Source organism: Streptomyces sp. NBC_01506 (genome assembly GCF_045040295.1).
GTDB lineage: Bacteria > Actinomycetota > Actinomycetes > Streptomycetales > Streptomycetaceae > Streptomyces.
In genome coordinates, this window is sequence record NZ_CP109422.1 from 5,560,778 (window position 1) to 5,583,185 (window position 22,408).

Below are 22,408 nucleotides of genomic sequence, written 5' to 3' on the forward strand. Positions count from 1 at the left end.
GCGCGTGGTTGACCGTGACGCGGATCACTCCGAATCGAGCGCCGGTCGAGACCGACGCGAGTTTCGAGTCCGACGCGAGCTTCGAGTTCGGCACGAGGCATCGGGTCCGAGCGACGCTTCGGGTCCGGGTGGCGCTTCTGCTCCGGGTGACCCTTCGGCTCCCGGCGTCAGCGGCGCCCGAGCCGGCCCCGGCATCACTTCGGATCGAGCTCGCCGACGAAGCGCAGGACCTCGTCCAGTTGGTCCATGCTCAGCAGCCGGCTGCGCGGCCGGAGCATGCCGGAGCTGCCGTACGCACCCAACTCCTGGCAACGGCGCAGCAGCCAGGGCCAGTCGATCGCCAAATAGTCTGCCAGGGACCGCAGTCGGTGCGCCGAGGTGGGTCCCTCGATCACGCTGCGTGCGCGGGCATGGTCGATCGCCTGGGTGTACGTACGGACCTGGGAGCGCTGATCCGTAATGCCGACACGCCAAATACCGTCCGAACGCAGCCAGTTGGCCACGATCACCCGGTCGTCGGGTGCCAGGACGAATTCGTCGATCTGCGAGTACTCCTCCTCGGCACAGATCCACACGGACAGTCCGTGCATCTCCATCAGGGCGATGGTGAGAAACAGCAGGATCCGCTCGTAGGGCTCGCTCTCCTTGACGGACTTCTCCGGTATGCAGAATGCGTGCCCCGGCCGTACGGACGGATCACCGCGCCGCGCCGCCGCACGCGTGAGGTGCTCGTGCTTGTGCCGGAAGAAAAGCCACGCCGCGCCTTCCTCACCCGTCTGCTCACGCGTCCAGAAGAAAGGCGGTTCGGTCACCTCGCCGAGATGACGGTCGATGTGCAGCGCGCAGAAGTACGAGCCCAGCCAGGCCGCTCCCACCCGGGACAGCTCGGGCATCGCCGAACGTGCCACGGCCGAGCGGGGCATCGCTAAATGGCTCTCCAGCTCCTGCCGTTCACTGTCGAGAATGTGATCGTCCGCGAGGAGGCTGTCCTCCAGGTTGAGCATCGCCCACAGGACACCGAAGGTCAGATCGTCCAGCCGGTACGGCTTCGGTATCGGCAGCGTCCCGCGAGGATCGGCGTCCAACTGGTAGCGCGCGCGGGCGGAGTCGAGCACGAACAGCCCCTCGCCGCCGCTCCCGCCGAGCGAGGCGAGCAGCAGGGCCCGCCGCGCGGGCTGCACGAACGCGCGTAGATGCGGATTCTCCTCCACGGCGATCAGCACGACGTCGTCCTGGGAGGTCGCCTCGTACATCTGGACGGGCACCGCCGTACCGTCGAAGATCCGCAGACCGTCGAGATACCAGAGCCCGCCCGTGCCGGCCGCGGCCTCGGAGGGGGAGAGGGAGGAGCTGGACCACAGGGCGTCCATCGAGCGGGCGGTGGCGAGCGACGATCCGTGCGGCAGCCGCGCGGGCACCACCTCGCGGCTGGGCACGCGCTGGAGCAGCAGGTCCACCTCGACGCCGAGCATGTACGCCAGGACGGTCGCCGCGTCGCCCTGGGGGGACTGCGTACCGGCGAGCCACCGCTTGAAGGTGATGCGGGAGACGGAGACGTTGCCGACGCGGCTGTTGCCGTACTCCTTGGCGGCCCGGCGGGCGGCGAGGCTGAACTGTACGTCGAAGACGGCGAACTTGGCCCAGTTGAGCCGTTCGAGCAGCACGCGGAGCAGGGTCGGCGGGCGCTGTTCGGCGGAGCCCGCTGTGCGGTCGGGCGTGCGATCGGTGGTGCGGTCGGCCGTGCGATCGGTGGTGCGGTCGGCCGTGCGGTCGGTCGCTCTCCCGACGGGGTGTTGGACCGGGTGCCGCTCGACCGGATACTCGTTCTCGTCACGGGTCACGAGCCGAGCCCTCCTCGGGCAAACGGAACGGTGCGGTCAGATAGTCGAAGCGGAAATGCCATCCAGCGGACTCATCCTCACGGTGTTGAACGCACGGTCTCGAATGCCAATTCTGGCGTCTCGGCAGACACATGATCACTCCGAGTGCGCGCCGCTGTCCAGCAGAACCCTGGGCAGAGGATCGACGGTTAGTCAACAGTGCTTCCTATTACCGCAGTTGGGAGGTGGTGCGGATCTGCTCGGCCATCGCGGCGCCGCCCTCGCCGCTCGCGCGGTCAGTTCCGCTTCCGTGTTCTTTCGCGCTCCGTCGCGCCAGTCTCTCCACTCTCCCCGTCCGCCGTCTCAGTTCCACTTCGGCGTCACTTGGGCCAGCAGCGTCAGGACCCCGAACGCCACGATGATCACCAGCCCCGGCCGGAGCATGGCCAACTCCGTGCCGGGCGCGATCGCCGCCGTGACGACGGCGAGCCCGATGGCGCCGCCGACCTGGAGCGAGCTGTTGAGCATGCCCGCGGCGAGCCCCTGTTCCTCGTCGGGCACCCCGCTGGTGCCCGCGACCATCAGCGTCGCGATGCTGAGCGCGAAGCCCACGCCCCACAGCAGCGAGGCGGGCAGCAGGACCGTCCACAGATCCGGCTCGGGACCGACGCGCAGAAGAAGCAGATAGCTGGGCAGAAAGGCCACCAACCCGGCCAGCAGCACCTTCCGTACGCCGAATCTGTTCATGAGCGCGCCGAGCTTGGGCCCGATGACGACCACCATGAGCCCGGCCGGCAGCAGCACGAGCGCCATCTGCCACGGCCGCCAGCCCTGAAGGTCCTGCAAGTACAGGGCCAGCACGAACTGGAAGCCCATGGCACCCCCGTACAGCAGGGCGATGCTGATGTTGGCGGTCACCAACCCCCGGTTGCGGAAGATGCCGAGCCGGATCAGCGGCTCCTTCACCGTGCGCTCGATCGCCAGGAATCCGGCCAGCAGCAGCCCGGACAGGGCGATCCCGCCGACCGTGCGCCACGACGACCAGCCGGCCTCGGCAGCCGAGACCACGGAGAAGACGAGGAGCAGCATCCCGGCGAGCAGGGTGACGGCGCCGCCGATGTCGAGCCGTGGGCGTTCGGTACGGGGCGGGTCCGGCGGCAGGAAGCGCAGCGCGGCGAGCAGCAGGAGTACGGAGAGCGGGATGGGCAGGACGAAAATGGCCCGCCAGTCGAGCCCGGCGAGCAGCCCGCCGACCAGCAGCCCGCAGGAGTAGCCCGACGCCTCGAAGACGTTGAAGATCCCGAACGCCTTGTTGCGCTCCGGGCCTTCGGCGAAGGTCGTGGTGAGCAGCGACATGGCGGCCGGTGCGGCGAAGCCCGCCGCCATTCCCTTGACGAAGCGCGAGACGATCAGCGGCACCCCGTCGTCGACGAGCGCGCCGAACAGCGACACGACGGCGAAGGCGGCCATCGCGAGCACCAGCACCCGCCGTCGGCCGAACAGATCGGCGACCCGCCCGCCGAGCAGCAGGAAGCTGCCGAACGCCAGGATGTAGGCGCCGACCAGCCACTGCGCGGTGGCGGTGCTCATATGGAGGTCGTTCTGGATTTCGGGGAGGGCGACGACGATCATCGAGATGTCGAGACCGTCGAGCAGGATCACCCCGCTGAAGATCAGCAGCGAGACCCAGAGCCGGGCGGGCCAGTGCCGCGCGGGCCGGTGCCGCGAAGTGCCTGACATGAGACGTGTCCCCTCACAGTGGATGACTTGCGGTGGATGACTCGCGGTGGATGCCGCGAGCCTCACCGAGGGGCCGGGGAGCTGCCAGGTCAGCGCTGTTCCTGCTTCCGACAGGGACAGGATCAAACCGCGTGGCGGGCGTAGCGTCGTCACCATGAACGTCCGGGCATTCGACCCTCACGCCGAGATCGGCGCGTTCCTGCGCACCCGCCGCGCGCGGCTGAGTCCGCGGGACGTGGGCCTGCCGGAGTACGGGAGGTACCGGCGGGTCCCCGGCCTGCGGCGCGAGGAACTGGCGCAGCTCGCCGGGGTGTCGATGGCGTACCTCACCCGGCTCGAACAGGGCCGGGGCCACAACGTATCGGCGGAGGTCCTGGGCGCGCTCTCCCGCGCCCTGCGCCTGACGGCCGCCGAACACGAACACCTCACCCAACTGGTCAAGTGCCACCGGACGAACAGACACGCGCCGCCCCTGCCCGCGCGGGAGCGGGTGCGCCCGGCGCTGCGCCGGATGCTGACCGCCATGGACGGGGTCCCGGCGTACGTGACGGGCTGGCGCTCGGACCTGCTGGCGTGGAACGCCATGGCGGCGGCGGTCTTCGGCGACTGGGACCGACTGCCGCCGGGTGAACGGAACTGGGCCCGAATCGTCTTCCTGTCGCCGGACTCCCGCCGTCTGTTCACGGACTGGGAGACACAGGCGACCGGCGCCGTGGGCGCGCTGCGCCGGCACGCGAGCTGCCGCCCGGACGATCCGAGGCTGCTGTCACTGGTGGCTGAACTCGCCACCAGGAGCGAGGACTTCCGCCGCCTGTGGTCCCGCCACGACGTCCCGGAACACCATCACGGCACGACCCGTCTCCAGCACCCACTGGCCGGCGCCCTGACGCTGTCGTACGAAACCCTCCAACTCCCGGACGGCTCCGAGCAGACGCTCACGATCCACCACGCACCCCCCTCCTCCCCGACGTCGGACAGCCTTCGCCTGCTGACGAGTTGGGGCACGCGCACGCCCACGTCCCCGACCTGACCGGCGATACGCTCCAGGCCGCCCAGGACGCCGCGCGGTAAGGCCGTAAGGCGATAAGAGCGCGGTCGGCGGTCAGTTCGGAGCCGGGGAAGTCGTCTCGTCGGCCTTGATGTCGAAGTCGATCTGGTCTCCGTCGACCGAGGTCACCGTGACCGTGACGCCCAGGGTGCTGCCGTCGTCCGCCGTGAGCGTGCACCGCGTGGTGGTGTCGACCTTGCCGGTGAGGTCCTCGGGGCAGGTGATGTCCGGCTCCGGCTGGTTCGTCGTGGCGGCCAGCTTTTCGGCGACCGTGGTCGCCAGCTTGTCCGCGGACAGCTTCGGCGTGGACGTTCCGACCTCGACCGAGCCCGAACAGCCGACGAGGAGCGCACCGGCGGCGACGGCCGAGAGTATCGAAGTGGTCGCGGACAACCGGGCTGTGGTCATGGTGGACTCCGATGTGGGGTTCTTGGCTGGAAATGGCGGGAAATCGCGGGGAGCGGCGGCGCGCGCCCCCTCAACAGCCCTCATTTGTGCGCGATTTGTGCATGGTATGTGCAGGTCGGAGGTGGGGAGGGCGGGCCGCGTTGGCTTGGAAGCAGCCTATAGGGTGCACGAAAAGGCTCCGTGGTACGCGTGTTGAGCGTGGGACGGATGAGGCGTGAAATGCAACGGGGGTTGCCGTGGGATCTGGAAGCGGTGGCGAGCAGACACTCGCCAGCTCGGCGAGCGACAAGAAGCGCGCGGCGAGTTTCATGGCGGACGACCTGATACCGGATACCCAGGTGGCCGCCCGCATGGCGGACGGCGGGGGAGCGACGCGTCCGCTGTTCCTCGCCCCGACGGCCCCGGCGAGTCCCCTGATGAAAGCGGAGAACGGCTTGAAAGGGCTGGCCGGCTGGGCGCTGGACCAGGGTGTCTCCGACGCGCTGACCGTCTGGCAGGGGCAGGCGAGCAAGCTGGTGGGACGTCTCCAGCATGAGCTGACCGGGCTACAGGGCACGAAGACCACCCTCCAGGGCCAGGACACGGCGATAGGCGCGCAGGCGGACTCCGTACGGCTCCCCAGCAGCTTCGACGGTATGTGACGGGGGAGCGACGATGACGCTGAACTATCAGGACGTGATGACCGCCGATCTGTCCGCGCTCACGGACGTGTCCGGGGCGTGGAAGAAGATGGGCGACCGCTTCGGTGAGCTGAAGACCGCGTACGAGACGAACGTGCAGGGTGTGCTCACCAACGGCAACTGGCAGGGCGCCTCCTTCGGCGCCCAGCAGGACTACGCCGCGGCCACGGGTTTCGAGTACGGGGCGGCGAAGGCGGAGGCGCTGGCCATAGCCAGTCTTCTCACCGACGCGCACACCGAGTTGGTCCGTCTCCAGAAGGCGGTCAAGGACCTGGTCCAGGACGCCGAGGAGAAGAAGTACAAGGTCGACAGCTCCGGCAAGGCGACCTACATCGGGTACGACAACCTCTCCGGGCAGGAGAAGTACGCCCTCCAGCACGACCCCGACTACCCCCGCCTGCTGGCCCAGGCCCGGGAGAACGCGCAGAGCTGGACCGACAGCATCGCCAAGGCGGTCAAGGCCGTCGACGAGGCCGACCAGAGCGTGAAGCGGGCGCTGTCCCGCGCGACGAGCGACACGGCGCTGGACGGTTTCGGGATCGGCGGGTTCAACGCGCACGCCGAGGGCGACCTGGCGAAGGCGGGGAAGCCGGAACCCAAGGGCAAGAAGGACGAGGGATGGGTCGCCGAGGGCGAGTCCGAGGCCTCCGGCCCCGGCACCGGGACGTCGGCCACCGGGCCCAACGCCGCGGCCGGCAAGCTGGCCGAGGCCGAGGCGCATGCCGACCTCGGCCGCGCGAGCGCACAGGGCTCGCTCACCAACGGCCCGATGAAGCTCGCGGGTGAGGCCGAAGCCTATGTGGGTGCCAAGGCCGGCGTGGCCGGCGGCATCACCAACGAGGGCATCAGGGGCGAGGCCACCGCCTTCGCGGGCGCCGAGGCCTCGGCCAAGGGCACCGCCGACGCCGGCCCGGTCGGGGTGTACGGACGGGCGGAGGCCAAGGCGGGCGCCGAGGCCGGCGTCAGCGCCGGGGCCACCGTCGACGGGGTGCACGCGGGTGCGGAGGCGTTCGCCGGCGCGAAGGCCGGCGCGGGCGCGGGCGCGGACATCGGCGGCATCGGCGCGGGCGCGACGGCCGAGGGATGGGCCGGTATCGGGGCCGGGGCCGACGCGACGTTCGAGAAGGGCGCGGACGGAAAGTTCACCATCGGTACGAAGGTGGGCGTCGCGGTCGGGCTGGGCGGCCAGTTGGGCTGGGAGGTCACCGTGGATCCGGGGAAGATCGGCGACACGGCGAGCGACGCGGCCAACGCCATCGGGGACGGGGTCAACGCCATCGGCGACGGGATCAGCTCTGCGGGTGATGCAATCGGCAGCCTGTTCTGACGCACGCTCCCGCAGACCCACCGCCGTAGTAAGGAGGGCCCGAGATGCCCACGACCCTGCCCGTACCGATCGAGTTCGAACTGCCGGAAGGCTGGCGCCCCGCACCGCCGGACGAAGTCGGCGCACCGGGCGCGGCGTTCGTCGCGCTGCATCCGCACCCGGACGCCGGATTCACCGCGAACATCACGATCGACGGTGAGGTCCGGCCCGACGCGGCGACGCTGCCCGAGATCGCCCACGAGTCCGTGGAGCGCCTGAGCCAGGCCGCCACGTCGGTCGTGGTCACCGGACACCGCGAGGTCGGCTCCACGGACGCGCCCGGTTTCACCCAGACGCTGGCCGTCTCGGCCGTCGTCGGCGGCGTACCCCGCGATCTCGTCCAGTCCCAGGTGTATCTGTCCATGCTGGACGTCGCCGATCCGGGCAAACGGGCGGTGACCCGGCTGGTCCTGACGGCCACCGCGTCCCAACTCCCCGACGTCGTGGACGACTTCCAGGAGTTCGTGCGCACCGTCCGCCCGGTCACCGACCCGGCCGGGTAGGCGCGTCACTCGGAAGGGGCGGACCTCGGGTGGACCTCTGGCGGACCTTGCACCGGCAAACCGACTCCTCGTAGGTTGAGTTCATGGGACTCTTCGACAAGCTGACCGGAACCAAGCGACCCGCCGACGGTGTCGCCCCGCGCTCCGCCGCCGAGGTCCACGCGGCGCTGCTGGGTGTCAACCGCCCCGATGTCCCGTACGTCGTCCGGGACGGCCGCGAGGAGGGCGCCGACCTGGTGGCCGAGTGGCGCATCCAGGACGCGGCCTGGCGGACCTTCTTCGTCCCCCGAGGGGTGAGCCGGGTGTTCCAGGTCCGGATGCGCCTGGTCCCGGAGAAGAACGAAGTGCGCTCTCTCGACCAGGAGTACAAGGTCACCTGGGTCGGCGACACCGCCACCCTGACCATCTCGGCCGACGTCCAGCGCGGCCAGGTGCACACGGTCTCGAAGCGCTGGACGCCCGGCAGGAGCGAGGACGGCGGTGTCGAGCTGACCGAGACGTCGAGCTTCGACAGCTCCGAGCTGAAGACCCCCCTGCAAGAGACCGTCCTCGGCGCGGGATGGACGTGGCGCGGAGTGGTCACCGGCAAGTTGTGACAGGGGGCGCGGCCCGGTCGCTAGAGCTGCCGCAGCTCAGCAAGCAGGTCCTGCGGGTTGCCGCCCGGCGACTGCAAGGGTCTGCCCCCAACTCGGAGCACCCGTGTCCTGGCGCTGGACCAGCAGACCCCTGGCTGCTGCCGCCAATGAGGCGTCTGGCCGAAATTCCCCGCTGAGCGCATGGCCCAAGCGCCTGTTTCTGACTTCTGTGGCGGGTCGTCGGGCAGGACCTGGTGCTCCGGTGCCCCGATCACAGGACGAGCATGAGCTTGCCGCCGGGTCGGCGGGACCGGCTGAGCCTGGCCGCCTCCTGGATCTGATCGAGCGCGTAGGTGCGGGCGACCGATACGACGAGAACGCCTTCGCCGGCCAGCCGGGCGAACTCGTCCATCCGGTCGTAGCGCATCTCGATCTGGGTGATCCGGGTGCCCAGCTCGGCTGCGGCGGCGAAGTCCGAGATGGTGAGGACGCGGTCGGGGTCCCCGGTCAGCTCGATCAGGCTCGGCAGCGAGCCGCCGGCCGGGCCGGCCTGGTGGGCGCGGTCGATACGGCCGCCGGTCGGGACCGTGTCCAGGGCGCGGTCGATACGGCCTGCGGCCAGTGCGGCGACGCGTTCGGCCATGCCGTCGCCGTAGCCGGTCACCCGGGCGCCGATCTCTTCCAGGACTGCCGCCCGCGTCGGCCCGGCGGTGGCGATCACCCGGACACCCCGGTGCAGCGCCAGGCGCACCGCCGCCTCACCCACGGTGGAGCCCGCGCCGTGGACGAGCAGCAGCTCACCCGGCCGGACACCGAGGTCGTCGAGCGCGTGCCATGCCGTCTCGGCCGCCATCGGCAGCGCGGCGGCCTGCTCGGCGGTGACGCCCACCGGAATGTGAGCCCAGACCGCCATCAGCGCGTACTCGGCGGCCCCGGCCGTCGGGCCGTCGAAGGCCGCCGGGCCGAACACCCGGTCGCCGATCTCGACGCCGGTAACGCCCTCACCGACCGCGTCGACGGTGCCCGCGACCTCGATGCCGAGCCCGCGCGGCAGCGGCGGCAACCGGTCGGCGAGCAGGCCGTCGACCACCGCCCAGTCGCCCGGCGTCAGGCCGCACGCCCGCACGGCGATCCGGATCCGGCCGGGTCCCGGCTCCGGCTTCGGGACCTCGCGGAGCACGATCACGTCCGGGGATCCGAACCGGTCGAACTGAAGCGCCTTCATGACAGTCTCCTAGTGATGACAGCATCTGCTGTCATTAATCATAGCGGCGCGACGACAGCTTCTGCTGTCATATCCTGGCGGGCATGCCGAGATGGGAATCAGACGCACAGGGGCGGCTCGAGCGCGCGGCGCTCGAGTTGTTCGAGACGCAGGGGTTCGAGCGCACGACGGTCGCGCAGATCGCGCGCACCGCCGGTCTGACCGAGCGCTCGTTCTACCGCTACTTCCCCGACAAGCGGGAAGTCCTCTTCGCCGGCAACGAACTCGAAGCCCACCTGGCCGCCCGGGTCGAGGCGGCCGACCCCGGCCTCACGCCGATCGAGGCGCTGCTGACCGCGCTGGGGACCGCCGACGAGGTCTTTCACTCGCGCGAGTTCCTGCTACGCCGCGTCAGGGTCATCGCCACCAGCCCGGCACTGGCCGAGCGCGATCTGACCAAGCTCGCCGACATCGCCGACGCGCTGGCGCGGGCGCTCGAGCGCCGCGGCGTCGAGCCCGGCAAAGCGCGCTTCATCATCGACGTGGCGATCGCGGTCTCCCGGCGCGCCACGTCCCGCTGGCTGGCCGACCCGGACGCGACCCTCTCCGAGCTCGTCGCCCAGACCGCCGCCGAACTGCGTGAGTCGGTCGCGCCGCCGGCCCCGACGGCCGGCTGAGTCTGCCGCACGGGCGGGAGCGAAACCCAGATCTGACCCTCAGGCTCCGGCGGTCAGCACGGTGGGCGGAACCCGGTCCCCACCCGTACGGGTGACTCCCGGCGCGAACGCCAGTTCCGCAGCCTCAACGCCGTGCGCGACACGCCGACGGGTGTGCCATCACTTCGGGTGAAGCGTCCGCCATCCGGGGCAGTGAAGATCCATCCGGCTGGACACTCATGGCGACCGTTCTTCACCTTGAGTGATGGGCGGGGTGGCTTCGGTTGCTCTGCCCGCACTGCCCGACCGGTAAGGACCGACATGAACGCACTGCCCCGCGGCAGCAACCGCAGCTCCCCCGTTCTCCTGGGTCTGCTGGCGCTGCTGGCGATCCTCACGGCGTGGGCCCTGCCCTCCGCCGCCACCGCACAGGAGGGCCGGCTCAAGGGCTGGGGAGCCAACGAGAGTTACCAGCTCGGCGGCGTTGTCACCAACGCCAAGTACACCCCCGTGACCGTACCGGGGCTCACCGGCGGTGACATCCAGAGCATCTCGGCCGGCAACAGCCACAGCCTCGCCCTGCTCTCCAACGGGACCGTGGAAAGCTGGGGCCTCAACACCAGCGGACAACTCGGCATCGGCACCGTCACCAACCAGGACCAGGCGTCCACCGTCACCGGGCTGCGCGGCGTGGTCGCGATCGCGGCGGGCGCCAACCACAGCCTGGCGCTCCTCGCCGATGGCACCGTCAAGGCGTGGGGTCTCAACTCCAGCGGCCAGCTCGGCGACAACAGCGTCGCCACCCGCACCACCCCGGTCACCGTCTCCGGCCTCACCAACGTCGAGGCCATCGCCGCCGGCGGCGCCCACAGCCTGGCCGTCCTTACCGATGGCACCGTCAAGGCATGGGGCCTCAACGGCAACGGCCAGCTCGGCGACAACACCGTCACCCAGCGCAACTCACCGGTCACCGTGACCGGTCTCGCCAATGTCCGCAGCGTCGCCGCCGGCAACGTACACAGCCTCGCCCGTCTCGCCGACGGCACGGTCTGGGCCTGGGGCCGCGGTTCCGAAGGTCAGCTCGGCGACAACTCCCTGACCCAGCGCCTCACTCCGGTCAAGGTCGACGGCATCAGCTCCGCCCGTGACATCAGCGCGGGTGTCTACCACAGCGTCGCCCGGCTCGCCGACGGCACCGTCAAGACCTGGGGCTACAACGCCCAGGGCCAGCAGGGCGACGGCACCCTCACCAACCGTCCCGCCCCCATCACCCTCGACGGCGCCACCAACATCCGCGCCATCGCGGCCGGCGGCTACCACACCCTCGTCCTCGACCGTGACGGCAAGGTCAGCGCCGTGGGCTACAACAACAACGGCCAGATCGGCGACGGCACCGCCACCGACCGCACCGCCCTCACCACACCCATCAACAGCCTCAGCAGCATCTCGCTCATCGCCGCCGGCAACGCGTTCAGCCTCGCCGGATAACGACAGCACACACCGCACCGACGCCGGGCCGGAAGCCGCGAACACACCGGCGGCCGGCCCGGAGTTGGCGCGTGCCGCGCCGGATCAGAGGTCGAATTCGTCCGGCGAGATGCCGACCGCGAAGCAGGCTTCGCGCACCACGGCGCGTTCCGACTTGTCGAAGTCGCCGTCGGCGCCGCCGATGACGATGCCGATCTGGATGACGGCTCGGGCCTCGGTCGGTTTCTTGGCGACCTTGCCGATGGTCTGGAGAACGCCGACCTTCCCGAAGTCGAAGTCGGCCGTCAACTGCTGGCAGTAGTCGTCGAAGCGGCGTTGCAGATCGGCGGCGGGGAAATTCTGGAGTACGTCGTTGCCCATGATGAGAGCGGCGACGCGCTGACGCTCGGAGGCGTCGATAGAGCCGTCGGCCGCGGCGACAAGGGCGCACATGGCCATGCTCGCGTCGCGGAATCCCCCGCTCTTGAGGTCGTTCTTCTTCGCGTTGAGCTGTGTCTGCATGGTTGACGCGGATTCTTTGATGCGGTCCCACAGTGCCATGTGTGCGCTCCTGTCTTTCGGTGGGCGGGGGGAAGCGGGGGGAAGTGGGGGAAGGGAGAGCGGTGCGTCAGAGGTGCGAGGCGACGGCGGGCATCAGGTCCTGGAAGGTGCGGCCGTCGGCGGGGGCGCCGATGGCCGTCATCTGCCAACCGGCGCCGGAGCGTTGCACTTTGGCCATGATCTGCGCGGTGTGGCGTCCGCCTCCGGTCAGGGTGTAGCGCGCCAGTTCCTGCCCGGTCGTCTCGTCGACCAGACGGCAGAAGGCGTTGTCGACCTCTTCGAAGGTCTGGCCGGTGAACGAGTTGACGGTGAACACGATCTGGTCGACGTGTACGGGGACGCGTTGCAGGTCCACGACGATCGACTCGTCGTCCCCGCCCTGCCCGGCGCCGCCCACCCGGTTGTCGCCGGTGTGCCGCACCGATCCGTCGTCGCTGGTCAGGTGCTGGAAGAAGACGACGTCCTGGGCGTCTTTGCCGGCGAAGAGGACGGCCGAGGCGTCCAGGTCGATCTCGCGGGCGGTCAGGCGGGCGAGGAAGCCCTTGCGGGGCGCGGACTTCCAGCCGAGTCCCATCCGTACGACGGTGAGTTCACCGCCGCCGGATTTGGTGAGGCTGATCTGCTGGCCCTTGGAAAGATTGACGGTCACGAGTCATTCCGTTCTCGGCGGGGGTGGGGGGGGGTGGGGGCAGCCGGGCAGCCGGGCAGTCGGGCAGTCGGGCTGCTCAGAGGTTGACGCCGAAGTCCTTGACGATGCCGCTCAAGCCGGAGGCGTAGCCCTGCCCGACCGCGCGGAATTTCCACTCCGCGCCGTGCCGGTACAGCTCGCCGAAGACCATCGCGGTCTCGGTGGAAGCGTCTTCGCTGAGGTCGTAGCGCGCTATCTCGGCCCCGCCCGCCTGGTTGACGACGCGGATGTACGCGTTGCGTACCTGGCCGAAGCTCTGGCCCCGGGTGTCCGCGTCGTGGATCGACACGGGGAAGACGATCTTCGCGACGTTCGCGGGTACGGCGGCGAGGTCGACCTTCACGGTCTCGTCGTCGCCCTCGCCCTCGCCGGTGAGGTTGTCGCCGGTGTGCTCGACGGTGCCGTCCGGGCTGCGGAGGTTGTTGTAGAAGACGAAGTGCTGGTCGGAGAGCACCTTGCCGGCCTGGTCGCAGAGCAGCGCGCTCGCGTCCAGGTCGTGGTCGGCCCCGGTGGTGGTCCTGACGTCCCACCCGAGGCCGACAAGGACCGCGGCCAGGCCGGGGGCCTCCTTGCTCAGCGAGACATTTCCGCCCTTGCCGAGGCTCACACCCATCGCGTTTCCCGCTCTCCACTCGTCGTGTCCCGGACGGCGACCGTCCGGAGGCTCTGTGCCGGTCTCTGAAGGCCGGTCTCTGAAATCTACAACACTGTAGAGATGGAATGGTGCGGGATTCGCCGCGATCGGCGAGAGTGGACGGCTGGGCCGAGGAAGGGGGTCACATCGTGGCCGCAGAGCATGACGATCACGGGCGGACGCCGCGCGCCCGGAGGCGGGGCCAGGGGGAGCTCGAAGCGATGGTGCTGTCGGCGCTGGGGGACGCCACCACCCCGGTCCCTGTGGGCTGGGTTCAGCGGCGGCTCGGGGAGGACCTCTCGTACAGCACGGTCATCACGATCCTGACCCGTCTGCACGAGAAGGGTGCCGTGACGCGCACCGGTCCCGGGCGGCCCGTCCTGTGGCAGTCGCTCGCGGTGGACGAGGCCGATCTCACCGCGCTGAGCATGCGCCGGCTGCTCGACCGGCAGGACAACCGCGACGCGGTTCTGTCCAGCTTCGTCTCGGCGCTGTCCTCCGACGACGAGGACCTGCTGAGGTCCCTGCTGAACGACGCCGGACCCGGTTCGCCCGCCGCGCCGGCAGCAGAACCCGCCGCGCCGGCGCCCGAACCCGCCGCGGCGACGGCCGAACCCGCCGCGCAGGCGCCCGAACCCGCCGAACCGGACGAATGATCCATGGGCGTCTTCGTCTTTCTGCCCCTGGTGCTTCCGCTGACCGCGCTGCCCATCGCGCGCCTCGCCGAGCGGCATCTGCACCCGCGTCGCGCGGCCCGCCTGCTGACGACCGTCGCGGCGATCCTCGCCTCGTGCAGCACGCTGTGCCTGGGGCTGCTGGTGGTCGTCGGCACCGCGCAACTCCCCGGCAATCCGCTGCCCGACGGCTGGTCGGACCCGGAGGTACGGGAGGCCGTGCCGCACGACCAGTTCTTCGGCAAGGCGGCCATCGTCGCGCTGGTGCTGGTGGCGGCGGCATGCGTTCGCCTCGTCCGGCGCCATCACCGTTTCCGCGTGCTCGCGCATCGCGCGCTCGATTCCTCCCCGGCCCGGTCCGACGTCGCGGTCCTGCGTGATACGTCCCCGTACGCGTACGCGCTGCCGGGCGCTCCGGGCCGGATCGTGGTGTCCACCGGCATGCTGGCGTGCCTCGACCCGGCGGAGCGCGAGGCGCTGCTCGCGCACGAGCGCGCGCATCTCGCGGGCCGCCATCACCGCCTGCTGCTCGCGGTCCGGCTGGCGGGCTGCGCGAATCCGTTGCTGCGTCCGCTGATGTCCGCCGTCACCTACAGCACCGAACGCTGGGCGGACGAGGAGGCCGCCCGGGTCACGGGCGACCGGCGGACGACCGCCCGCGCCGTGGGCAAGGCGGCGCTCGTCTCCCGGCATGCCGCCGTGCCGCCCCTGCCCGCCTTCGCGGCCGGGCCCGTCCCGCGCAGGGTGGCCGCGCTCCTGGGCCCCGTACCTCCGGACCGGCGCTGGCCGCCGGCGCTGACCCCGACCGGCATCGCCGCCTATGTCGCGGCGGCGGGTACGGCGCTGTCCGCGCTCTCCGCGCTCAACGCGGCGGTCGCACTCTTCCTCGTACTCAAGGCGGCGACCCCTCTGTAGCCCCTGTTCCCTGTTCCCTGTAGCCGCGAGAGGCCGACGACGAACCCTCCTCTACAGATATGTAGAGTTCCGTGAGGGGTGCGGTGCCGCACCGGACTCGGAAGGATCGGCATGGGTGGGGAACGCAGAAGGCCGCGGGGGCGCGCCGCACGGGACGCGGGCGCGGGCGCGGAGCGGTCCGCGCGACTCACCCGGCCCGGCCGGATTCTCGTACGCGGCGGCGCCGTGCTGGCCGTTCTGCTGCTGGCCGCCGGCGGTGCCGGTCTCTGGGCGTACCAGAGTCTGGACGGGAACATCCACTCCGCGGACATCGACGGCAAGCTCGGCGACGACCGGCCCGCCAACGCCGGCCCCGGATCGAAGAACATCCTGGTGGTCGGCTCGGACTCGCGCGACGGCGACAACGGCGAGTACGGCAAGGGCCTGACCACCATGCAGTCGGACACCCTGATGGTCATGCATGTGGCCGCCGACCGGAAATGGGCCACCGTGGTGTCCCTGCCCCGCGATTCGTGGGTCCGGATACCCGCCTGCGACCGAGGCGACGGCACCACGTCGACGGCCCACCACTTCAAGATCAACGAGGCGTTCGCGGTCGGCGGCACCGGCGGTGAGGTGGCCGGGGCGGCGGCCTGCACCATCAAGACGGTCGAGGAGAACACCGGCCTGCGCATCGACCACTTCATGTCGGTCGACTTCCAGGGGTTCAAGGGCATGGTGAACGCCCTGGACGGCATAGAGGTGTGTCCCGAGACGGCGATCCACGACACGAAGGCACATCTGGACCTGGCCGCGGGGTGCCAGACGGTCAAGGGCGAGAAGGCGCTCGGCTACGTCAGAACCCGCTACAGCGTCGGCGACGGGTCCGACATCGGCCGCATAGGCCGTCAGCAGGAGTTCATGGAGGCGCTCGCGGCCAAGGCGCAGACGAAACTGACCAGTCCGACGGCCCTGTACGGCTTCCTCGACTCGGCGACCGATTCGCTCACCACGGACAAGGAACTGGCCGGCATCAAGCCCCTCACGGCCCTCGCCTCCGAACTCAAGGGAATCCCGGACGACCGGCTGACCTTCCTGACCGTGCCCAACTACCCGCGCGAGGCCGACGTCCCCACCGACAAGGCGAATGTGGTCTGGCAGTACCCGCAGGCCGCCGACCTGTTCGCGTCGCTGGCCAAGGACCGCGAAGTCGACAAGAAGTCGGTCGAGGCCGCCGGGAAGAACCCGCTCCACGCGGCGGCGGTCCGGGTCCGCGTACTCAACGGAACGGGCCGGGCGGGCGAGGCGGCGAAGGTCGCGGAACTCCTGCGCGCGGCCGGCTTCACCGTCGTGGGGACGGGCAACGCGCCCGAGGGCACCGGCGATACGTCGGTCACGTTCCCCGGCGGGCTGGAGCTTCAGGCGCGTGCCCTCGCCTCGCGGCTGCCCGGAACGACGGCGTCCAAGGACACGGAAGCCACGGAAGCCACCGAAGGTGAAGTGACCCTGACGGTCGGCGGCGATTTCGACGGTGTCCGCTGAATCCGATCACATACGTCCACGGGCCGGCCGACCACCGACCCGACCCGACAGAGACCCGACAGAGAGCTGTGTTCCCGTCATGGATGAACGATGAGCGCCGTACTCCTGCTGCTTCTGGCCCTGGCACTCACTCTCGCCTGCGCCGTCTTCGTGGCCGCCGAATTCGCCCTGACCACCGTCGAACGCGGCGAGTTGGAGCGCGCCGGCAGGCCGGGGAGCGGGGTGCCGGCAGCGCCCTGAAGGCCGCGAAACGGCTGACCTTCCAACTGTCCGGTGCCCAACTGGGCATCACCGTGACCTCGTTGGTGATCGGCATGCTGGCGGAGCCGTCCCTGGCCGTACTGCTGCGCGGCCCGCTGGAGGCCACCGGCCTGCCCTCGGGCGCGGTCTCCACCGTCGCCACCCTGCTCGGCGTCGCGCTGTCCACCGTGATGCTCATGGTGATCGGCGAACTCGTGCCGAAGAACTGGGCCATCTCCAGTCCGCTGGCCGTCGCGAAGGTGGTGGCGGCCCCTCAGCGAGGTTTCACCGCCTGCTTCGCCCCGCTGATCCGGCACCTCAACAACACCGCGAACCGCCTCGTACGCCGCATCGGCCTGGAGCCCGCCGAGGAGCTGGCCTCGGCCCGTACGCCGGAGGAACTCGTCGCCCTCGTACGGCACTCCGCCCGCGAGGGCGCCATCGAGAAGGACTCCGCGGAACTGTTCGTCCGCACACTCCACCTGGGCGAGCTGACCGCCGAGAACGTCATGACGCCGCGCGTCGACATGCGGGTCCTTCACACCCACGCCACCGCCGCCGACGTGGCGAACCTGGCCGTCGCGACCGGATTCTCCTCATTCCCCGTCCACCGCGACAGCCTGGACGAGATCGTGGGCACCGTACACATCCGTGATGTGCTGGCGCTGGATGAGACGGTACGGGGCGGCACCCCGGTCACGGCACTGGTGAGCGAGCCGCTGCGCGTACCCGACTCCCTGCCCGTGGACCGGCTGCTGCGGCAACTGAGGCGCGGCCGCACGATGGCCGTCGTCATCGACGAGTACGGCGGTACCGCGGGCATCGCCACGGTGGAGGACATCGTGGAGGAGGTCATCGGCGAAGTCCGCGACGAGCACGACCTCCACGAGAACCCCGACCTGGTGGAGCGTGCGCCCGCCGAGGACGGACGTGCCGTATGGGAGGCGGACGGCGGCCTCCGCCTGGACGAACTCGAACGCATCGGGTTCCAGGCGCCCCGGGGCTCCTACGAGACCCTCGCCGGACTGATCGCCGACCGCCTGGAACGTATCCCCACCCTCCAGGACCGGCTCGACGTCCAGGGCTGGCAGCTCGCCGTACTCCACATCGAGCACCACCGCGCGGACCGGGTCCGTATCACCGCCCCCCAGCCGCCCCCGGCTTCACCGAACGACACGGAGCCGTCATGACAGCCCTTCAGCTAGCCATCGGTGCCTTCACCCTTTTCACCAACGCCTTCTTCGTCGGAGCCGAGTTCGCCCTGATCTCCGTACGGCGCAGCCAGATCGAGCCGGCCGCTCTCCAGGGCAACGGGAGGGCCAGGAACACCCTGTGGGGGCTGGAGCACATGTCGGCGGCCATGGCCACCGCCCAGCTCGGCATCACCATCTCCTCCCTCGTACTCGGCGCCGTGGCGGAGCCGGCCATCGCCCATCTCCTCGAGCCGCCGTTCGAGTCCATCGGCGTGCCCGACGGCCTGGTCCATCCCATCGCCTTCGTGATCGCGCTGACCCTGGCCACCTATCTGCACATGCTGATCGGCGAGATGATCCCGAAGAACATCGCGCTCGCAGCCCCGGCACGGACCGCGCTGATCCTGGCCCCGGCACTGGTCGCCCTGACCCGTGCCCTGCGACCGGTCATCTTCGGCGTCAACGCCTTCGCGAACGTGCTGCTGCGGCTGATGAAGGTCGAGCCGAAGGACGAGGTCGCCTCGGTCTTCACCGACGACGAACTCGTACGGATGGTCAAGGGCTCCAGCGACGCCGGCCTGATCGACCCGGCCGACGGGGAACGGCTGCGCGACGCGCTGGAGCTGGGCACCCGGCCCGTCGGTGAGGTGATGGTGCCCCTCGGCGCGACGGTCACGGTCCGGCACGACATCACACCGCGCGGGCTGGAACGTGCCGCGGCCACGTCGGGATTCTCCCGTCTGCCGGTCACCGGGCCACGGGGCGAGGTACGGGGGTACCTGCACATCAAGGACACCCTCGGGGTGGTGGAACGCGATCTGCCCCTGGCACCCGCCGCCCTGCGCCCGGTCGTCGGCGTCGGGATCGACACACCGCTCGACGACGCCATGACCGCGATGCGATCCGCCGGAACCCACCTGGCGGCCGTGTCCGGCGACAAGGGCACCGTCCTCGGCTTCGTCACCATGGAAGACCTGCTGGAAGAACTCGTCGGTCCCGCGACGAGCGACACGACGAGCGACACGACGAGCGACATCTGAGCGCCCGCACGAGCCCTGGAATCCGCCCCCGAGGGAAGAGGGCGACATCACGATGCCCGAACGGACCGCTCACTTACGCCGGTCCGACGGGGCGACGGGGCGCGGGTGAGGACTACGAGCGTGGCGTGGCGTTGTCCGGAGGGGCGGTGGGGCGCGGGTCGGACGCCTCGCCGGGGACGACTCGAATGACGCGGGGAGCTGTGCCGTCCTCGGACGCCACGTGGCCCACGGCCGGCGAAGTCCGGTCGGATTTCATCGCCTTGGCTTCGCTCTTGAGGATGCGTGCCGACTTCCCGGCGGAACGGGCCAGTTCGGGAAGTTTCTTGGCGCCGAAGATCAATATGACGACGATGAGGATGATGGCGATCTCGCTGATGCCGAACATGGGTATCTGTGCTCTCCCTGTAGTGGGTGGCAGTGCTCTGGCGAGGGGCGGAGCTGGGGCGGCGCGATCGAAATCTACAGGACTGTAGAGATGAGTGGCAGGGGGCGTTGTCGTCGGGTGAGAGGGTCCGTTGCCCTCAGTGGGGGGCGGACAGGCCGGTGACGATGATGTCGGCCACTGTTTCCGCGTGGCGTCGTACGTCGTCCGCTCCCGCCGGCTGGGGAGCGCCGAGGAGCGCGGATTCGACGGGGCTGGCGTAGAGGGCGCCGCTGCCCTGGACCACCAGGTAGTGGAGGGTGGTGTAGGGCACGGGGCGGATCCGTCCGGCGGCGATGAGCCGGTTCAGGCGGCGTTCGAGCGGCAGGCGCAGGGGGCCGATGACGTACTCGAAGAGGTAGTGCATGCGGGGGCTTTCGATGGCCCCTTCGTGGGTCATGATGCGCACCAGTTCGGGGTGTGCCGCCGAGAACACGACCTGGTGAATGATCCCCTGGCGCAGGACGTCGAGGTCGTCAAGGTTGGGGTCTTCGGCGAGCCGACGCCAGGAACTCTTCGTCCGGGACAGCACGTGCTCCATCGCCGCGAACCACAGCTCTTCCTTGGACCCGTAGCGGGCGGTGAGCAGAGCGTGACTCACTCCGAGGCGCCGGCTCAGTTCCCGGACGGATGTGCCGTCGTACCCGTTCTCGGCGAAGGCGGCGAGGGCGCCCCGCAGCAGCAGGGAGTGGTCAACTTCCTGGCCCGTCGCCGGGCGGCCCATTCGCCTGGCGGGGGACGGCTCGGTCACGTCGTAAGCCTCCGTCGGTGGCCCAACGAGTCCTGGTTCGTCGTCGCCAATCTGAACTCCGGCGGGCAGCGCATCGGGCTCCAGGTCCACTTCCTGGTCCAACGCCTCCCCGCCGGCACCGACATGGCGCAACTCAACGTGGTCGTCGTGAACGAGAGCATCGGCACCTCGCGCGTCGCGGAGTACATCCACCCCCTCGACCAGGTGCAGGTGGGCACGGACCGTTTCAGCCTGAGCACCCCCGAGCTGACGTGGACCGGCGACCGCGACGGCTACACGCTGAGCGTCAAGGGCGACGACGTGCGCATCGACCTCACAGCGACTTCGTCCGGCCCGCCTCTGCTGATGAACGGCCAGGGACAGATGCTCTTCCTCGCGCTCACCGCGGTCCATCCCGACGGCACGCACGTCGTCGCGCCGACGATGCTGCCGGTCGAGGCCACGGACGCATGGACCAGCCCTCGCACCGGCCGTAGCTACCCGACCCGATGCGTTGTGCGCGCCCCGCAGATCGGCACCGAGCTGATCATCGAAGTCCCGTACAAGGAACAGGAGATCGTGTCCAAGGAGCCCTCCCTGACCAAGTACGAGGGCGCGGCCACGGTGACCGGTACGTACCTGGGTCAGCGGGTGACCGGCCACGCCTACCTCGAACTCGTCGGCGACTGGTCCTAGGTTGACGCCACACCCCAGGACAACCGGGGCACGCGGACCCAGTTGGTGCGAACCTGCCCGACCGCCCACGCAAACGGCCCCGGACGAGGAGTCCGAGGCCGAGCAGAACGCCTTCCCGGGAGAGAAACCCCAGGTCAGGGCGGCAATGCGTTGTGCCCCCGGCAGGATTCGAACCTGCGGCACCCGCTTTAGGAGTGGGATCGAATCCTTGCCGGGTGGTGCCCGGCGCTGCCGCGCGGTGCTGTTTCCCCTGGTCAGAACTGCGCGGCGAGCCACTTGATCCGGCTCATGCCGCCCTGTATCAGCTCGCCCAGGCCGGAGTCTACACCGAGGACGATGTCCGCAAGGTCGCCGAGCTGTGGGTGACCCGGAAGGGCAACAACGCGCTCTCGGCGGCGATCAGTCCGGCGCAGCACGACTTCCGGCGCCGCTACGCGCGGGCGATCGAGGAAGAGGACAAGGTCACGCTCAACGCGCTCGACCTCTTCCGCAAAGACGTCTCCACCTACGTACGCCTCTATGACTTCATGTCGCAGATCGTCGACTACGGCGACCCCTACATGGAGATGCTCTCGATCTTCCTGCGCCTGCTGGAGAAGGTCATCGCCGAGTCCGCCTGGACGGCCGACGTCGACCTCTCCGACGTGGTGCTGGTCGGGGTCAAGCACGGCAAGGCGATCGCGGTCGACATCTCGCTCGTGGGTGACGGGCAGCTGAAGGGCATCAGCGCCGCCGGCACGGGCACGAAGAAGGATCCGAAGTACGTCGCGCTCCAGGTCGTCATAGCCAAGATGAACGACCTCTTCGGCGCCGAATCGTTCGCCGAGTCCCAGGTCCGGGAGTTCGTGCAGGGGCTCGTCCAGCGGTTGCTCGCCGACCCGAATCTGATCAACCAGACCAGGGTGAACTCCAAGAAGCAGTTCGTGGAGTCACCAGACTTCCAAGCAGCAGTTTCGGAGGCGGTCGCAGACAACCAGGACGCCCACAACACGATGGCTGACTACTTCTTCACCGACGGGCCAGCTATCAACTCGATCATCGTCGCCCTCGCGGATGCCTTCTACGAAGCAGCGCTCGATCAGCAAGTGGATTCTTAGATACGGCAGCACGCATGTCCCGCCCCCAGCAGATGAAGGGTTGCCCCCAACACGCTTTCCAAATGTTCGTCCGGGGGTTCGGGGGCGTACGGGAACGTCCTGACCTGCGGTGCAGTCGGGGCGAGCGGGGTTTCTGAACAGCCCCGGACGTACGCGAATGAGACCAGAACTGAGACCGCGGTTCGTTCCGGAGGCGAGGCAGGGATCGTCGAATCAGCCCCTGGTCACCAGAGGCGTAGGGCTTCCGGCAAGGGATAGCGTGCTGCCAGATTGGGCCACCGCACTCCGTCGAAGGGCGGGATATTGGCGATCTACAACACAGCAGTCAGCTCTGGAGACGGCCACCACGGCGGAGCGTGGGCCACAGGAGCGGGCAACGGTTCGGGGCACAGCTGATCGCTCACGTCCTGGTTGAACAGCACATGCGGCCCGCGCCGCCATGAGTGAGTCGAGGGATCCGCTGGACAGGCCCACCCAGGGGTGGGCCACGACGAGCGGCATGGCGCCCCAAGTGCGGCGCGTAGTCAGCGC

General features: G+C 69.7%; 22 protein-coding genes and 1 pseudogene. 14 read left to right on the forward strand and 9 right to left on the reverse strand.

Annotated features, from left to right (window positions below):
• Window positions 1-194: 194 nt before the first annotated feature.
• Both OG329_RS24665 and OG329_RS24670 read right to left on the reverse strand, forming a co-directional pair.
• A complete protein-coding gene (locus OG329_RS24665) occupies window positions 195-1,841 on the reverse strand; it encodes a hypothetical protein (protein ID WP_405798138.1) in 1,647 nt (548 codons plus the stop codon).
• Between the two features lie 342 nt (window positions 1,842-2,183).
• Window positions 2,184-3,560, reverse strand: coding sequence for an MFS transporter (locus tag OG329_RS24670; RefSeq protein ID WP_405798140.1), 1,377 nt, complete (start codon window positions 3,558-3,560; stop codon window positions 2,184-2,186).
• A 154-nt stretch (window positions 3,561-3,714) separates the two neighbouring features.
• Between OG329_RS24670 and OG329_RS24675 the strand changes: the two genes are divergently transcribed.
• Window positions 3,715-4,590 (forward strand): helix-turn-helix domain-containing protein, encoded by an 876-nt coding sequence (locus OG329_RS24675; RefSeq protein ID WP_405798142.1) that lies wholly within the window; start codon window positions 3,715-3,717, stop codon window positions 4,588-4,590.
• Between the two features lie 72 nt (window positions 4,591-4,662).
• Here OG329_RS24675 and OG329_RS24680 read toward each other — a convergent pair whose 3' ends face one another.
• Entirely contained in the window at window positions 4,663-5,016 is a 354-nt protein-coding gene (locus OG329_RS24680; protein ID WP_405798143.1) for a DUF4333 domain-containing protein, read from the reverse strand.
• Between the two features lie 236 nt (window positions 5,017-5,252).
• Between OG329_RS24680 and OG329_RS24685 the strand changes: the two genes are divergently transcribed.
• The 4 genes from OG329_RS24685 to OG329_RS24700 all read left to right on the forward strand — a co-directional run bounded on the left by OG329_RS24685 (window position 5,253) and on the right by OG329_RS24700 (window position 8,161).
• Complete coding sequence (locus OG329_RS24685; RefSeq protein WP_405798144.1) at window positions 5,253-5,657, forward strand: hypothetical protein; 405 nt, start codon at window positions 5,253-5,255, stop codon at window positions 5,655-5,657.
• A gap of 13 nt (window positions 5,658-5,670) precedes the next feature.
• On the forward strand, window positions 5,671-7,023 hold the full coding sequence (locus OG329_RS24690) for a hypothetical protein (RefSeq protein WP_405798145.1): 1,353 nt from the start codon (window positions 5,671-5,673) through the stop codon (window positions 7,021-7,023).
• A 44-nt stretch (window positions 7,024-7,067) separates the two neighbouring features.
• A complete protein-coding gene (locus tag OG329_RS24695) occupies window positions 7,068-7,565 on the forward strand; it encodes a hypothetical protein (RefSeq protein ID WP_405798146.1) in 498 nt (165 codons plus the stop codon).
• 83 nt (window positions 7,566-7,648) lie between these two features.
• Window positions 7,649-8,161 (forward strand): hypothetical protein, encoded by a 513-nt coding sequence (locus OG329_RS24700; protein ID WP_405798147.1) that lies wholly within the window; start codon window positions 7,649-7,651, stop codon window positions 8,159-8,161.
• 250 nt (window positions 8,162-8,411) lie between these two features.
• Here the strand turns inward: OG329_RS24700 and OG329_RS24705 are convergent, their stop codons facing one another.
• Window positions 8,412-9,365: an NADP-dependent oxidoreductase gene (locus tag OG329_RS24705; RefSeq protein WP_405798148.1), complete on the reverse strand. Its 954-nt coding sequence runs from the start codon at window positions 9,363-9,365 to the stop codon at window positions 8,412-8,414.
• Between the two features lie 83 nt (window positions 9,366-9,448).
• Here OG329_RS24705 and OG329_RS24710 point away from each other — a divergent pair, with 83 nt between their 5' ends.
• Entirely contained in the window at window positions 9,449-10,021 is a 573-nt protein-coding gene (locus OG329_RS24710) for a TetR/AcrR family transcriptional regulator (RefSeq protein ID WP_405798150.1), read from the forward strand.
• Between the two features lie 300 nt (window positions 10,022-10,321).
• Window positions 10,322-11,488, forward strand: a complete 1,167-nt coding sequence (locus tag OG329_RS24715; protein ID WP_405798152.1) for an RCC1 domain-containing protein — start codon at window positions 10,322-10,324, stop codon at window positions 11,486-11,488.
• Window positions 11,489-11,572: 84 nt separating this feature from the next.
• Here the strand turns inward: OG329_RS24715 and OG329_RS24720 are convergent, their stop codons facing one another.
• The 3 genes from OG329_RS24720 to OG329_RS24730 form a co-directional block, all read right to left on the reverse strand.
• The gene (locus OG329_RS24720) at window positions 11,573-12,028 is read right to left on the reverse strand and encodes a tellurite resistance TerB family protein (protein WP_405798153.1); all 456 of its coding nucleotides are present in this window, start codon (window positions 12,026-12,028) and stop codon (window positions 11,573-11,575) included.
• A 67-nt stretch (window positions 12,029-12,095) separates the two neighbouring features.
• Window positions 12,096-12,677: a TerD family protein gene (locus OG329_RS24725; RefSeq protein ID WP_405798155.1), complete on the reverse strand. Its 582-nt coding sequence runs from the start codon at window positions 12,675-12,677 to the stop codon at window positions 12,096-12,098.
• 76 nt (window positions 12,678-12,753) lie between these two features.
• Window positions 12,754-13,329 (reverse strand): TerD family protein, encoded by a 576-nt coding sequence (locus OG329_RS24730; RefSeq protein ID WP_405798156.1) that lies wholly within the window; start codon window positions 13,327-13,329, stop codon window positions 12,754-12,756.
• Window positions 13,330-13,499: 170 nt separating this feature from the next.
• On the opposite strand from OG329_RS24730, the gene OG329_RS24735 reads away from it, so the two are divergent.
• From OG329_RS24735 to OG329_RS24755, 5 genes and pseudogenes are all read left to right on the forward strand, one after another.
• A complete protein-coding gene (locus OG329_RS24735; protein WP_405798157.1) occupies window positions 13,500-14,006 on the forward strand; it encodes a BlaI/MecI/CopY family transcriptional regulator in 507 nt (168 codons plus the stop codon).
• 3 nt (window positions 14,007-14,009) lie between these two features.
• Entirely contained in the window at window positions 14,010-14,939 is a 930-nt protein-coding gene (locus OG329_RS24740) for a M56 family metallopeptidase (protein WP_405798158.1), read from the forward strand.
• A gap of 111 nt (window positions 14,940-15,050) precedes the next feature.
• Complete coding sequence (locus OG329_RS24745; RefSeq protein WP_405798160.1) at window positions 15,051-16,460, forward strand: LCP family protein; 1,410 nt, start codon at window positions 15,051-15,053, stop codon at window positions 16,458-16,460.
• 90 nt (window positions 16,461-16,550) lie between these two features.
• A pseudogene (locus OG329_RS24750) lies at window positions 16,551-17,890 on the forward strand (hemolysin family protein).
• Window positions 17,887-18,933, forward strand: coding sequence for a hemolysin family protein (locus OG329_RS24755; protein ID WP_405798162.1), 1,047 nt, complete (start codon window positions 17,887-17,889; stop codon window positions 18,931-18,933). The pseudogene OG329_RS24750 and the gene OG329_RS24755 overlap by 4 nt, the downstream one beginning before the upstream one ends.
• Before the next feature lie 112 nt (window positions 18,934-19,045).
• Here the strand turns inward: OG329_RS24755 and tatA are convergent, their stop codons facing one another.
• Together tatA and OG329_RS24765 are read right to left on the reverse strand one after the other, a co-directional pair.
• The gene (gene tatA, locus OG329_RS24760) at window positions 19,046-19,318 is read right to left on the reverse strand and encodes a Sec-independent protein translocase subunit TatA (protein WP_405798163.1); all 273 of its coding nucleotides are present in this window, start codon (window positions 19,316-19,318) and stop codon (window positions 19,046-19,048) included.
• 136 nt (window positions 19,319-19,454) lie between these two features.
• Window positions 19,455-20,039: a TetR/AcrR family transcriptional regulator gene (locus OG329_RS24765; protein ID WP_405801993.1), complete on the reverse strand. Its 585-nt coding sequence runs from the start codon at window positions 20,037-20,039 to the stop codon at window positions 19,455-19,457.
• Here OG329_RS24765 and OG329_RS24770 point away from each other — a divergent pair.
• Both OG329_RS24770 and OG329_RS24775 read left to right on the forward strand, forming a co-directional pair.
• Window positions 19,947-20,780 (forward strand): lipocalin family protein, encoded by an 834-nt coding sequence (locus OG329_RS24770; protein WP_405798165.1) that lies wholly within the window; start codon window positions 19,947-19,949, stop codon window positions 20,778-20,780. The genes OG329_RS24765 and OG329_RS24770 overlap by 93 nt on opposite strands.
• 194 nt (window positions 20,781-20,974) lie before the next feature.
• Entirely contained in the window at window positions 20,975-21,877 is a 903-nt protein-coding gene (locus tag OG329_RS24775; RefSeq protein ID WP_405798167.1) for a hypothetical protein, read from the forward strand.
• The last annotated feature ends 531 nt before the right edge of the window (window positions 21,878-22,408 follow it).

Bases quoted from the DNA above. Each gene is read 5' to 3' on its own strand.
- OG329_RS24670 (WP_405798140.1), bottom strand. From the start codon at position 3,560: ATGTCAGGCACTTCGCGGCACCGGCCCGCGCGGCACTGGCCCGCCCGG.
- OG329_RS24675 (WP_405798142.1), top strand. From the start codon at position 3,715: ATGAACGTCCGGGCATTCGACCCTCACGCCGAGATCGGCGCGTTCCTG.
- OG329_RS24680 (WP_405798143.1), bottom strand. From the start codon at position 5,016: ATGACCACAGCCCGGTTGTCCGCGACCACTTCGATACTCTCGGCCGTC.
- OG329_RS24690 (WP_405798145.1), top strand. From the start codon at position 5,671: ATGACGCTGAACTATCAGGACGTGATGACCGCCGATCTGTCCGCGCTC.
- OG329_RS24695 (WP_405798146.1), top strand. From the start codon at position 7,068: ATGCCCACGACCCTGCCCGTACCGATCGAGTTCGAACTGCCGGAAGGC.
- OG329_RS24700 (WP_405798147.1), top strand. From the start codon at position 7,649: ATGGGACTCTTCGACAAGCTGACCGGAACCAAGCGACCCGCCGACGGT.
- OG329_RS24705 (WP_405798148.1), bottom strand. From the start codon at position 9,365: ATGAAGGCGCTTCAGTTCGACCGGTTCGGATCCCCGGACGTGATCGTG.
- OG329_RS24710 (WP_405798150.1), top strand. From the start codon at position 9,449: ATGCCGAGATGGGAATCAGACGCACAGGGGCGGCTCGAGCGCGCGGCG.
- OG329_RS24715 (WP_405798152.1), top strand. From the start codon at position 10,322: ATGAACGCACTGCCCCGCGGCAGCAACCGCAGCTCCCCCGTTCTCCTG.
- OG329_RS24720 (WP_405798153.1), bottom strand. From the start codon at position 12,028: ATGGCACTGTGGGACCGCATCAAAGAATCCGCGTCAACCATGCAGACA.
- OG329_RS24730 (WP_405798156.1), bottom strand. From the start codon at position 13,329: ATGGGTGTGAGCCTCGGCAAGGGCGGAAATGTCTCGCTGAGCAAGGAG.
- OG329_RS24740 (WP_405798158.1), top strand. From the start codon at position 14,010: ATGGGCGTCTTCGTCTTTCTGCCCCTGGTGCTTCCGCTGACCGCGCTG.
- OG329_RS24745 (WP_405798160.1), top strand. From the start codon at position 15,051: ATGGGTGGGGAACGCAGAAGGCCGCGGGGGCGCGCCGCACGGGACGCG.
- OG329_RS24755 (WP_405798162.1), top strand. From the start codon at position 17,887: ATGACAGCCCTTCAGCTAGCCATCGGTGCCTTCACCCTTTTCACCAAC.
- tatA (WP_405798163.1), bottom strand. From the start codon at position 19,318: ATGTTCGGCATCAGCGAGATCGCCATCATCCTCATCGTCGTCATATTG.